The organism is Dokdonella aquatica (assembly GCF_051987395.1).
Lineage (GTDB): Bacteria > Pseudomonadota > Gammaproteobacteria > Xanthomonadales > Rhodanobacteraceae > Dokdonella.
The window spans coordinates 1,761,444-1,773,560 of the sequence record NZ_CP197094.1 but is presented as its reverse complement, the minus strand read 5'-3'; the positions used below and the strand labels follow the sequence as shown (position 1 = coordinate 1,773,560).

Genomic DNA, 12,117 nt, shown 5'->3' with positions numbered 1-12,117 from the left:
ACGCCGCCGCGATGATCCCCGCCAGCGAGTTCGCCCGCCGTCGCCGCCAGCTCATGCGCATGGCCGGCCGCGACGCGATCGTCATCGTGCCCGCCGCGCCCGAGCGCGTGCGCAACAACGACGCGCATTACCCGTATCGCCAGGACAGCGATTTCCATTATCTGAGCGGCTTCCCGGAACCCGAAGCCGTGCTCGCGCTGATCCCGGGCCGCGCGCAGGGCGAGACGATCCTGTTCTGCCGCGAGAAGGATCCCGAGCGCGAACGCTGGGACGGCGCGCGCGCCGGCCACGAAGGCGCCGTCGAGCAGTACGGCTTCGACGACGCGTTTCCGATCGCCGACATCGACGACATCCTGCCCGGCATGATCGAGGGACGCTCGCGCGTCTACTACCACTTCGGGCGCGACACCGAGTTCGACCTCAAACTGATCGGCTGGGTCAACCGCGTGCGCGCGATGGTGCGCCAGGGCGCGAAGCCGCCGCACGAGTTCGTCGCGCTGTCGCACCTGCTGCACGACCTGCGCCTGTTCAAGTCGCGCGCCGAGCTGCGCACGATGCGGCGTTCGGCACAGATCGCCGCCGAGGCGCACGTGCGTGCGATGCGCACGACGCGACCCGGCATGAACGAGCACGAGGTCGAGGCCGAACTGCTGCACACGTTCCGTCGCCACGGCGCCGTGCCGAGTTACGAGCCGATCGTCGGCGGCGGCGCGAACGCCTGCGTGCTGCACTACCGCGCCAACAACGCGCCGCTGCGCGACGGCGACCTGCTGCTCATCGACGCCGGTGCCGAGTTCGAGTGCTACGCGTCGGACATCACGCGCACGTTTCCGGTCAACGGGCGCTTCTCGCCCGAGCAGCGCGCGCTCTACGACATCGTGCTGGCCGCGCAGGCCGCGGCGATCGACGCGGTGCGCCCGGGTCGCGCCTACGACGCCTACCACGAAGCCGCCGTGCGCGTGATCACGCGCGGCCTGATCGAGCTCGGCCTGCTCAAGGGCACGCTCGAGGCCAACCTGCGCGACCACGCCTACCGCCGCTTCTACATGCACAAGACCGGGCACTGGCTCGGTCTCGACGTACACGACGTCGGCGATTACCGCATCGACGGCGAGTTCCGCGAGCTCGAGCCCGGCATGGTCGTGACGGTCGAACCCGGCATCTACGTCGCGCCGGACCTCAAGGGCGTTCCGGCGCGCTGGCGCGGCATCGGCATCCGCATCGAGGACGACGTCGTCGTCACGAGCGGCGACCCCGAGGTCATCACGCGCGACGTGCCGAGCGATCCCGACGCGATCGAAGCGCTCATGGCGAAGCGCTGAGCGGGCGGCCGCGATGATCCATCCGATCCTGCGCATGGGCGATCCGCGCCTGCTGAGAGTCGCGCCGCCGGTGCCCGACATGATGCTCGGCAGCGTCGAACTCGAGGCGCTGATCGCCGACCTTTTCGAGACGATGGCCGCGGCCGGCGGAGTGGGCCTCGCCGCGCCGCAGATCGGTGTAGACCTGCAGCTCGTGATCTTCGGTTTCGAGCGCTCGGAACGTTATCCCGAGGCACCGCCGGTGCCGCGCACGATCCTGCTCAACCCGGTCATCGAGGTGCTCGATGCGACACTCGAGGACGGCTGGGAGGGTTGTCTTTCCGTGCCGGGCCTGCGCGGTCTCGTGCCGCGACCGCGGGCGATCCGCTATCGCGGCGTCGATCCGCAGGGTGTGCCCATCGATCGTGAAGCCGAAGGCTTCCACGCACGCGTCGTGCAGCACGAGTGCGACCACCTGATCGGCCGGCTCTACCCGACCCGCATGCAGGACCTGACCCGACTCGGTTTCACCGACGTGCTGTTCCCGGGCCTGGACCCGGCATCGGACGACTGACGCCGCGCGTCAGCCGTGGCGGTCGTGCGTCTGCGGCAGCGTGTCGTCATGCGCGACGAGCACGTCCGGGCGCTTGGCGCCGGCGTAGCGCTTGGCCCAGTAGGGCTCGGAAAGGCTGCTCACGCTGACGCGCTTGCCCGACGACGGGGCATGGATGAAGCGGCCGTCGTCGAGGTAGATGCCGACGTGGGAGATCGACTTGCCGGCGATGCGGAAGAACACGAGGTCGCCGCTGCGCAGCTCCTTGCGGTCGATCTTGCGGCCGACGTGGAACTGGGCGGCCGAACTGTGCGGGAGATCGGCATTGAGGCCGTGCTGGAACACGTAGCGCACGAAGCCGCTGCAGTCGAAACCGCTCTCGGGATCACGGCCACCGCGGCGGTAGCGGATGTCGCGCAGGCGGTTGGCGATCGAGGTGAGCAGCTGCCGCGGCGACAGCTCCTCGAGCATGCGCGGCCTCCACGAGTGCTTCGTCTCGGAGGCGGTCACGACCTCGGCGGCGGACGGCAGCGTCGAGGCCGGCACGGCCCACAACGGCGTCACGGCCGCGGCCTGGACGACCGGTGCGACGAGTAGCGTCAGACCGGTATCGAGCGACCACAGGGGTGCTTCGGCGGCGGACGCGGAACGCGGGGCGAGGAGGGTCGCCACGCAGGCGGCGAACACCAACGTTGGCAGGCGCGAGTTGAACATGCGCGAGGTCGCTCGGCTGGAGGTTGACGGGGTGCGCGTCGAACTCCCCGAGCGCGTGACGAAAGTAGCAAATGACGTGACGGGTCGTGGTTCAATTCCCGTTAAGCCCGTCGCGGTTCGGAGGCGTACATGCGTACGCCCCCGCGAGGCCGGTCGTCAGTGCGGCGGCGTCTCGTCGTCGGCGCGGCGTTTTGCCTCACGATCGGCGTCGAGCTCGAACCACATCGCGTTCAGGATCGCGAAGCTGCAGGCGAGCCCCACGCCGAGGATCCAGCTGAAGTACCACATCGGGGACGGCCTCCTAGTGCATCGAGTGGGAACGCCGCACGTGCGCGAGGTCGATGCGCCCGCGCAGCACGCGGTACACCCAGATCGTGTAAGCGACGATGATCGGCATGAAGATCGCCGCCGCGATCAGCATGAGCCCGAGCGTGAGCCGGCTCGACGACGCATCCCACACGGTCAGGCTGCTGCGCGGATCGAGGCTCGACGGCATCAGAAACGGAAACAGCGCGAAGCCCGCCGACATCACCGTGCCGACGACCGCGACCGCACTCGCGAGGAACGCGCCGCGATGACGCCGGCGTGACGCGAGCAGCGGCACGAGCACGGCACTGGCGATCGCGATGCCCGCGATCACGCAGGCCCAGCTTCCGAGCGCACCGTGCAGCCAACCCTGCCCGTCCGTGGCGACGGCCTTGAACAGCGGATTTGACGGTCCATCGACGACGACGGCACCGCTGATCACGTACGACGGGATGCCGGTCGCGAGCCAGGCGCCCGCCGCGGCATAGAGGAGGACGAAGGCCGGCGCGAGCACGCGCAGCGCACGCTCGGCACGCTGCGCGATCGGATCCTCGGACTTCACCGCGGCCCAGGCCGCGCCATGCATGAGCAGCATCGCGAGCGCGACGAGGCCGACCAGCAACGGGAACGGCCGCAGCAGGTCGACGAGGCCGCCTTCGTAGGTCATGCGCAACGTCGCGTCGTAGCGGAACGGCACGCCGAGGAACAGGTTGCCGATCGCGACGCCGAAGATCACCGGCGGCACCACGCCCGTGAACGTGAGCACGCCGTCCCAGGCATCGCGCCAGCGCGGGTCCTCGATCTTGTTGCGGAAGTTGAAGCCGGCCGGGCGCAGGATGAACGCGAGCAGGGCGAGGAAGATCGCGAAGTAGAAGCCCGAGAACGATGCCGCGTAGAGCAGGGGCCATGCGGCGAAGATCGCGCCACCGCCGAGGATGAGCCAGACCTGGTTGCCCTCCCAGACCGGCTCGACGGTCTCGAGCAGCGCGCGGCGCTCGCCGTCGTCGTGGCCGAGCACGCGCACGAGCGCGGCGACGCCGAGGTCGAAGCCGTCCATGACCGCGAAGCCGGCGAGCAGCACGCCGAGCAGCAGCCACCAGATGATGCGCAAGGTCTCGTAATCCGGCATGCGGCGACCTCCGTTCAGTCCTGCGCGTCGTGCGTGCGGCGCGCCACGCGCGTGGCCGGCACCCGAGGAACGCGTCCGCGAACCCCGCGCGGCGATGGCACCGTGTTCAATGCACGCCCTCCTCTTTCGGCGGCCACATGCCTAGCCCGTCCGGCCCCTTGCGCGCGTAGCGCACCATGAGGAACGCATCGACGACGGCGAGCGCCGTGTAGAACACCACGAAGCCGATCAGGCTCGTCATGACCTGCGTGACCGACACCGACGAGACACCGAGCGCGGTCGGCAGGATGCCTTCGATCGCCCACGGCTGGCGGCCGTACTCGGCGACGATCCAGCCGAGCTCGCTGGCGATCCACGGCAGCGGCAGGCTGCACAGCGCCACACGCAGGTACCAGCGGTGGCGGTCGAGCTGGCGCTTCGAGGCGAGCCAGAAGGAGTACGCGAACAGCGCGATGAACCAGAAGCCGCACGCGACCATGATGCGGAAGGCCCAGAACAGCACGGGCACGTTCGGGATCGTGCTCTCGGCGGCGCGCGCGACGTCTTCGGGCGATGCGGAAAGCGGATCGACGTTGAGGCGGGTCAGCAGCAGCGCGTGACCGAGGTCGTCCTTGTGCGCCTCGAACGTCGCGCGTGCCTCGGCGTCGTTGCGATCCGCGCGCAACGCCTGCATCGCCGCGTAGGCCTTGCGGCCATCGGCGATGCGCACCTCGGCTTCGGCGACGAGTTCGCGGATGCCCGGCAGCACGCCGTCGAGCGAACGTGTACCGATGAGACCCATGACCCACGGAATGTGCACGGCGTAATGCGTCTTGCGCTCGGCCACGTCGGGCCAGCCGAACAGCGTGAACGACGCCGGCGGCGGCTCGGTCTCCCACATCGCCTCGATCGCGGCGAGCTTCATCTTCTGGTGTTCGGTGACCGTGTAGCCGGATTCGTCGCCGAGCACGACCACGCTCAGCGATGCCGCCAGGCCGAAGCTCGCCGCAACCGTCATCGAGCGTTTGGCGAAATCGACGTTGCGGCCCTTGAGCAGGTACCAGGCGCTGATCGACAGCACGAACATCGCGCCGAGCACGTAGCCGGCACTGACCGTGTGCACGAACTTCGACTGGGCGACCGGGTTGAAGAACACCGCGCTGAACGAGGTGACCTCCATGCGCATCGTGTCGATGTTGAACTCGGCACCGACCGGGTTCTGCATCCACGCGTTCGCGGCGAGGATCCACAGCGCGGACATGCTGGTCGCGAAGGCGAGCAGCCAGGTCACGGCGAGATGGCCGACGCGCGAGAGCTTGTCCCAGCCGAAGAAGAACAGGCCGATGAACGTCGCCTCGAGGAAGAACGCCATCATGCCTTCGATCGCGAGCGGCGTGCCGAACACGTCGCCGACGTAATGCGAGTAGTACGCCCAGTTCGTGCCGAACTGGAACTCCATCGTCACGCCGGTCGCCACGCCCATCGCGAAGTTGATGCCGAACAGCACGCCCCAGAACTGGGTCATGCGCTTCCAGATCTCGCGCCCGGTCATGACGTAGACCGACTCCATGATCGCGAGCATGAAGACCAGGCCCATCGTCAGCGGCACGAACAGGAAGTGGTACAGCGCGGTCAGCGCGAACTGCAGGCGCGAGAGATCGACGACGGTGTGGTCGATCATGGCGCGGCATCCTGTCGTCCGGAGGGCGTGAAATGCGCCTCGATCGCCTCGCGCGAGGTGTCGGCACGCGGCCATGGCTTGATCGCGACGTGCCAGAGCACGGTGAGCAGGACGAGCTTGATGCCGATGATCAGCGCGAACTCGATGCCGAAGCGGCGACCGCCGCGTCCGCGGAACCACGACTTCGAAGGCGGCTTGCGTTCCTGCATCGTCGGTCTTCCCGTGTCGCGGCCAGTGTACGCCCGTGATCGTGTGCCGCGATGCGACCGGCTGTCACGGATCAGATGCTCGCCGCGCAAGCGGATCAGTCGGCGATCTCCTACACGCACGCGCGAAAGACGGCCGTCGCCACAGCGGCCCACGACGCGCGACGCTGGCCCTGCCTTCCGCCCGGGGATGTCGCCGATGGCCGTGCCGCCGCTCTGTTGGATCCTGTTCGTCGCCTGCACGATGTCGTTTGCGCCCGGCCTTTCCGCACAGGTGGTGTACCGCTGCACCGGCGAGGACGGGTCGACCGTCTTCCAGGACCGGGCTTGCACGCATGGCACACGCCTCGTGATGCCGGCCGAACCGGCACCGAGCCATGCGACCGCGCCTCGCGAGCGCACGACGACGACGTCACGCGGGAAGCGACCCGCCGCGTCGACGCCACGCAACGCGCCGGCACGCGCCGTGACGTCCAACGCATGGGAGTGCCGTGCGTCGGGCGGTGCGGTGTTCTACCGGTTCTCCACCTGCCCGGCGACGCTGCCGGCGAAGGGCACGAAGGGGACCAGGGCGCACGGCACGAAACCTCCCGAGCGCGTGCAGGCGCGCGCGATCACGCTGCCCGAAGCGTGCCGGCGCATGCGCGCGAATGGCCGCGAAGGACGCGAGCACGACGACCGGATCTCGACCTACGACCGCAATCTCGGGCGCGATCCGTGCCGACGGCACTGATGGCCGATGCGTCGGCGGTATAGTCGACGCTTCGTTCTCTTCGTGGACCGTCGATGCCAACCAGAACCCTCGCTCTCGCCGCCGCTGCGGCGATCGCCGCGATCGTCGCGACGGCGTGCTCGAAAGGCCAGGAAGCCGCTCCCGCAGCACCCGCCGCCGCACAGCAGCCGCGCGGGCCGTCGGCGGCCAAGCAGTTCGAGATGTACCAGCAGATGGTCGATGCCGGCAGTGCCGAACTCGCCGTGCCTCTCGGCGACGACATCCTGCGCACCTTCCCCGAAAGCCCCGAGGCCGCCAGGGTCAAGGAGACGCTGGAACCGCTGCGCGCCAAGGCGACGGCCGACGGCGAATCACGCCGCCTCGGCCGCCTGTGGGCTTACCAGACCGGCCCGATGGCCGGCGGTCGTCAGAGCACGGCGTCGGTCTACAGCAAGGAAGGCGCCGCGACCGGCACGGGCCCGCGCCTCATCCTGCGCAAGCACTCCGAATGGGGCCAGAGTGTCTACGTGTTCGGCGAGGAGCCCGGCTTCAGCTGCGCGAAGCCGTGCCGCGTCTCGGTGCGCTTCGACGGCGAAGCCGCGAAGTCGTTCGAAGGCAGCATTCCGCCGACCGGCGAACCCGCGATCTTCATCGAGGACGACAAGCCCTTCCTCGCGCGCATGGGCAAGGCGCGCGAGATCGCGATCGAGGTGACGCCGAAAGGCGGCGCCAAGCGCACGCTGGTCTACGAAGTCGGCGGTTTCGATGCGCAGAAATGGGTGCCCGTGCCGGCCAAGTGAGCGCGGAGCACCGCATGGAACGCATGGAAAAGGGCCGCACCCGAAGGCGCGGCCCTTGTGACGGCCATGCGGTGCGCTGCACGGCCGATGAAGCGATTCGTGGTGGTCAGCGCAGTGATGTCTCCTGTGCGGACATTTCGGCGATGCGGCCTTGCCGTGTCATCGCGGGATCCACGGTAATCCCCGCGATGCAAAGCTCCGGTTGGCTCGCGGTTAGCGCCGCGTTACCGCTCGGCTGCCGTTCATCGCACTGAACGAAGCTCGCTTTTTTTCCCTGTGTGATCCCGTGAGCGACTCCCTCGTCGAAAGCTTCCCGCCGCAGGTCGGCGCACAGTGCCGCGTGCTCGTGCTCGGCACCGCGCCGAGCGTGCGCTCGCTTGCGATGCAGCAGTCGTACGCGCATCCGCAGAACCTGTTCTGGCCGTTCATGGGCGAACTGTTCGACGCCGGGCCCGAGCTTGCGTATGCGCAACGCATCGCGCGCCTGCACGCGCTCGGCGTCGGCATCTGGGACGTCTACGCGCGTTGCGAGCGGCCGGGCAGCCTCGACAGCAGCATCGTGCGCGCGAGCGAGATCGCCAACGACATCCCCGGGCTCGCGGCCGCACATCCGGAACTGCACACGATCGTGCTCAACGGCGGCACCGCGCAGAAGGCGTTCCGTCGCCTCGTGCTGCCGCATCTGCCTGCAGGACGTGTCGCACTGCTCGACCTGCCGTCGACGAGCCCGGCCAACGCGTCGATCCCGCGCGCCCGCAAGCGCTCGGGCTGGGAAGCGATGCGCGACGCCGTCTCGAACCGCTGACCGGATCCTGACCGCCGTTCTCGCATCGTCGGATTCCGGCCCCGTCCGTTCAGCATGAACGGCCAACACTGCGCTCCCTCTTCCACGTTCGGAGTGTCGCCATGCTTCGCATCATGACGGGTCTCGCCACGACGGTCCTCGCCTCGGGCCTGCTCGCGACGGCGCCGCAGGCGCGTGCCGCGGAGGCCGATCTCGGCTGCACGCTCAAGTTCAACCTCAGCGGCTGGTCGGCGATCTACAAGCACGCCGAAGGCCACGGCACGGTCACCTGCAAGGACGGCCGTTCGATCAAGGTCGACATCTCCGCCAAGGGCGGCGGCCTGACGGTCGGCAAGTCGCACATCGACAACGGCACCGGCAAGTTCACCGATGTGCACACGATCAATGACGTCCTGGGCACCTACGCCCAGGGCGAGGCGAACGCGGGCCTGGTCAAGTCGGGTACCGCCCAGATCCTCACCAAGGGCACCGTATCGCTCGCGCTGGCCGGCGCCGGCGAAGGCATCGACCTCGGCATCAGTGTCGGTGCGTTCACGCTGAGCAAGGCCAAGTAAGCCTGATCTCCCGCTGCGACCGTCCGGGCGATCCCGGGCGGTGACGGCGGCGGCGCCTGCGGGCGCCGCCGCCGTCGTTTAAACCCGTCACCGCCTGCCGGCATCCCATGGCCACCGAGTCCGTGGAGTTGCGCCCGATGTTCTTCCGTCCGTTCGCGAGCGCCGTGCTCGTCCTCGCCGTGTCCATGCCCGTCCACGCCGGACTCGACGTCTCGTCGGACGCGTGCCGCATCGAAAGCCGTTACGACGTGCGCATCGACGGCGAGCGCATGACGTTCACCCGCAAGGAGCCGCCGCAGGTCGTCGTGATCGCACGCAACGGCACCATCACGGTCGACGGACGCGCGCTGGCCCTCGATGCGGCCGATGTCGCACGCGCCGTCGACCTCGAGCGCTCGCTGCGCGCGATCGTTCCGGAAGCGAAGGGTGTCGCGATCGAGGCCGTCGGCCTCGCGTTCGAGGCGATCGGCCACGCCTCCACGGCCTTCGCCGAGTCGCCGAGCCAGGCCCGCGAGAGCGCCGAGCGCCTCGCACGCACGTCGGCCGAACTGCGCCGCGCCATCGAGGCCAAGGAAGACTGGAGCCTCGACTCCGACGCCTACGTCGAACGTCTCGTCGAAGGCGCGGTGGGCTCGCTGGTCGGCGAGCTCGTCGGCAACATCACGGCCCAGGCCCTCAAGGTCGCCTTCAGCGGCGGCGATACGGCCGCACTCGCCGAGCTCGAAGCGCGTGCCGCGTCGATCGAGAAGCACGTCGAGAAGGGCATCAAGGCCAGCGCTCGCGCCCTCGAAGCGCGCGCCGACCGCCTCTGCGACCAGCTGCGCGCCGCCGATGCGATCGAGGATGGCCTCGCCGCGCGCCTCCCCGACGGTTCGCGCCTGGACCTGTTCGACCTCGCGCGCTGACCCCGCTCAGCCCGGCGGCGACGGGGCCGCCGCCTGCGACGGCGCATCGCGGCGCGCCTGCCATGCCGCCGCGCGCGCCGCGTCACCGGTCGCCGTGTACAGCGCGATGTAGTCGTCGACGACCTCGCGCGTGCGCGAGTGGCCGGGGCCGAACGCCGGATTCGACGTGAAGATCGCGTAGGCGCGATCGAGCTCCGCTTCCGCTTCCGCGTAGCGCTTGCGGCTCAGCAACACCTTGGCGAGCGCGTGCACGAAGATGCCGCGTGCCGGGTTGTCCGGGCCGAAAGCCTTGTCCATGTGCTCGACCGCCTCTCGCGCGTGGCGCTCGGCGGCCTCGAGTTCGCCGAGGTCGCGCAGCAGGCGCCCCAGGTTGCTCGCCCCCGACACCGCGAGGAAATGGTCGGGACCGTGCAGGCGCAGGTTGGTCGCGAGCACGCGCTCGTAGTACGGCCTCGCCTCGGCGTTGCGGCCCTGGTTGCGGATCGCACCGCCCAGGTTGGACACGAGCACGAGCGTGTTCGAATGATCCGCACCGAGCACACGCTCCGCACGCGCCAGTGCCGGCGTGAGCAAGGCCTCGGCTTCGGCGTAGCGCTCCTGTTCGAGGTACATGACGCCGAGTGCGGTCGTCACGTCGAGCGTCTTCGTGGCGTCCTCGCCGTAGGCCGCGCGCGTGCGTGCGAGGGTGTCGAGCAGCAGCGGCTCGGCATCCGCATAACGGTCCACACGCGTATAGGTGGCGGCAAGGCCGCGCGCCGTCTCGAGCGTGTCGGGATCGTCGGCACCGAAGGCCGCGCGCTGGCGCGGCAGCACCTCCTCGTAGCGCGTGATCGCGGCCTCGAGCTTGCCGGCACCGCGCTCGTACCAGCCGACACGGCTCTCGGCGAACAGGCGGTCACGGTCGGTAGCCGGCAATGTGTGCGCGAGCTCGAGCATCGCGGGCACGTTGCCGAGCGCCTCCTCGAAGCGTCCCTGGTTGCCGATCGCGTCGTTCTGCCCGACGAGCAGGCGCACACGCTCGCCCACCGGCATGCCGCTCGTTGCGGCGAGCCCGGCGGCGAGGCCGAAATGCTCGGCCGAGGCCGCGTACTCGCCGATCGCGCCGTAGCTCTGCGCGATCGTGCGCTCGATCGTCGCCTGGACTTCGGGCTGGCCCGAGAGCTGGTCGCGCGCACGCGTCGCCGCCGCATCGAGGACCAGGCGCATGAGGCTGCGATCCATACCGCGGGCGCGATCGGGATCGATGCCGGCGAGCATCTGCTGCGCGAACGCGGCGACCTGGCGCGCCTTGTCGGCCTCGATGCGCGCCTGCTGCGCGGCCTGCTCGGCACGCCACTGGCCTTGCACGGCGAGCACGATGCCGGCGAGCAGCGCGACGACGACCACGGCGCCGGCACCGAGTGCGACGACGTGCCGACGCACGAACGTGCGCGCGACGTAGGCACGCGTCGCCGGCAACGCGCGCACGGGCCGATGCTCGCGGAAACGCTCGAGATCCTCCGCGAGTGCGGTCGCGGAGGCGTAGCGCTGTTCGCGGTCTTCGGCGAGCGCGCGTCGCAGGATCGCACGCAGCTCGTACGGCAGCCGCCTTGCCGCGCCGATCAGGTCACTCGCGCCCGGCACGTCCGGCGACACGTCGGTGACGAGCAAGGTGTCGTGCAACGGCATGCGCGGGCGCGCCTGCGACTGGTACGCCGAGGACGATGCGAGTCCGGCGGCACGGCTTCCGGTCAGCACCTCGAACAGCATGACACCGAGCGCATAGACGTCGCTGCGCGTGTCGAGGTCGCGTACGTCGCCGCGTGCCTGCTCGGGGCTCATGTAGATCGCCGTGCCCGCGCGCCAGGCGCTGCCGGCGTCGGGACCGCTCGCGCCCGCGCCGCCGCCGATCGCGATGCCGAAGTCGATGATCTTCGGCGCGGCCACGCCGTCGACCTCGCTCACGAGCACGTTGGCAGGCTTGAGGTCGCGGTGGATGACGCCCTTCTGGTGCGCATGCTGCACGCCCTGGCAGACGCGCACGAACAGCGCGAGGCGCGCATCGAGCGGCAGGCCGCGGTCGATGCAGTACTGCGTGAGAGGCTCGCCTTCGACGAACTCCATCGCGAGGTAGGCATCACCACGTGGCGTGGTGCCGGCGTCGAATACCTGCGCGATCGCGGGATGCTGCATCTGCGCGAGCGCCTGGCGCTCGACCTCGAACCAGGCCAGCGCCATCGGGCTCGCGAGCTGTTCGCGGATCAGCTTGAGCGCGACTTCGCGACGAACCGGCGCGGTCTGGTCGGCGAGGTAGACACGCCCCATGCCGCCTTCGCCTAGCGCGCGGCGGATCACGTAGGCGCCGAGGCGCGTGCCCGGCACCGGGCCGTCGTCGTCGGAGCGCGACGTCGCGGCGCCGTCGAACTCGGTCGCGTCGTCGGCGGACGGATCCTGGCCTGGCATCATGGCGTGCCCCCTGGTGCGCACCGGTCG

At 69.6% G+C, this 12,117-nt stretch carries 13 protein-coding genes; 7 read left to right on the top strand and 6 right to left on the bottom strand.

All coding sequences use genetic code 11. The features are described from left to right. The first annotated feature begins 11 nt into the window (after positions 1–11). Both pepP and def read left to right on the top strand, forming a co-directional pair. Complete coding sequence (pepP, locus tag ACQQ2N_RS07940; protein ID WP_440225171.1) at positions 12–1,322, top strand: Xaa-Pro aminopeptidase; 1,311 nt, start codon at positions 12–14, stop codon at positions 1,320–1,322. A 13-nt stretch (positions 1,323–1,335) separates the two neighbouring features. Continuing rightward, on the top strand, positions 1,336–1,875 hold the full coding sequence (gene def, locus ACQQ2N_RS07935) for a peptide deformylase (RefSeq protein WP_440225170.1): 540 nt from the start codon (positions 1,336–1,338) through the stop codon (positions 1,873–1,875). Between the two features lie 9 nt (positions 1,876–1,884). On the opposite strand, the gene ACQQ2N_RS07930 is transcribed toward def, so the two are convergent. The 5 genes from ACQQ2N_RS07930 to cydP all read right to left on the bottom strand — a co-directional run bounded on the left by ACQQ2N_RS07930 (position 1,885) and on the right by cydP (position 5,872). After that, positions 1,885–2,568, bottom strand: coding sequence for a C40 family peptidase (locus tag ACQQ2N_RS07930; RefSeq protein WP_440225169.1), 684 nt, complete (start codon positions 2,566–2,568; stop codon positions 1,885–1,887). 156 nt (positions 2,569–2,724) lie between these two features. Continuing rightward, a complete protein-coding gene (gene cydX, locus ACQQ2N_RS07925; protein ID WP_440225168.1) occupies positions 2,725–2,856 on the bottom strand; it encodes a cytochrome bd-I oxidase subunit CydX in 132 nt (43 codons plus the stop codon). Positions 2,857–2,869: 13 nt separating this feature from the next. After that, positions 2,870–4,003, bottom strand: a complete 1,134-nt coding sequence (gene cydB, locus ACQQ2N_RS07920) for a cytochrome d ubiquinol oxidase subunit II (protein WP_440225167.1) — start codon at positions 4,001–4,003, stop codon at positions 2,870–2,872. Positions 4,004–4,109: 106 nt separating this feature from the next. Next, positions 4,110–5,663, bottom strand: a complete 1,554-nt coding sequence (locus ACQQ2N_RS07915; protein ID WP_440225166.1) for a cytochrome ubiquinol oxidase subunit I — start codon at positions 5,661–5,663, stop codon at positions 4,110–4,112. Beyond that, entirely contained in the window at positions 5,660–5,872 is a 213-nt protein-coding gene (gene cydP, locus ACQQ2N_RS07910; RefSeq protein ID WP_440225165.1) for a cytochrome oxidase putative small subunit CydP, read from the bottom strand. Before cydP ends, ACQQ2N_RS07915 begins: the two co-directional genes overlap by 4 nt. A gap of 202 nt (positions 5,873–6,074) precedes the next feature. Here cydP and ACQQ2N_RS07905 point away from each other — a divergent pair, with 202 nt between their 5' ends. The 5 genes from ACQQ2N_RS07905 to ACQQ2N_RS07885 all read left to right on the top strand — a co-directional run bounded on the left by ACQQ2N_RS07905 (position 6,075) and on the right by ACQQ2N_RS07885 (position 9,645). Beyond that, positions 6,075–6,602: a DUF4124 domain-containing protein gene (locus ACQQ2N_RS07905; RefSeq protein WP_440225164.1), complete on the top strand. Its 528-nt coding sequence runs from the start codon at positions 6,075–6,077 to the stop codon at positions 6,600–6,602. A 53-nt stretch (positions 6,603–6,655) separates the two neighbouring features. After that, a complete protein-coding gene (locus tag ACQQ2N_RS07900) occupies positions 6,656–7,381 on the top strand; it encodes a hypothetical protein (protein WP_440225163.1) in 726 nt (241 codons plus the stop codon). A gap of 286 nt (positions 7,382–7,667) precedes the next feature. Next, complete coding sequence (locus tag ACQQ2N_RS07895; protein ID WP_440225162.1) at positions 7,668–8,186, top strand: DNA-deoxyinosine glycosylase; 519 nt, start codon at positions 7,668–7,670, stop codon at positions 8,184–8,186. Positions 8,187–8,287: 101 nt separating this feature from the next. After that, positions 8,288–8,740, top strand: a complete 453-nt coding sequence (locus ACQQ2N_RS07890) for a hypothetical protein (protein ID WP_440225161.1) — start codon at positions 8,288–8,290, stop codon at positions 8,738–8,740. Positions 8,741–8,847: 107 nt separating this feature from the next. Then, positions 8,848–9,645 (top strand): DUF2884 family protein, encoded by a 798-nt coding sequence (locus tag ACQQ2N_RS07885; RefSeq protein ID WP_440225160.1) that lies wholly within the window; start codon positions 8,848–8,850, stop codon positions 9,643–9,645. 6 nt (positions 9,646–9,651) lie between these two features. Here ACQQ2N_RS07885 and ACQQ2N_RS07880 read toward each other — a convergent pair whose 3' ends face one another. Next, positions 9,652–12,090: a tetratricopeptide repeat protein gene (locus ACQQ2N_RS07880; RefSeq protein ID WP_440225159.1), complete on the bottom strand. Its 2,439-nt coding sequence runs from the start codon at positions 12,088–12,090 to the stop codon at positions 9,652–9,654. Between the last annotated feature and the right edge of the window lie 27 nt (positions 12,091–12,117).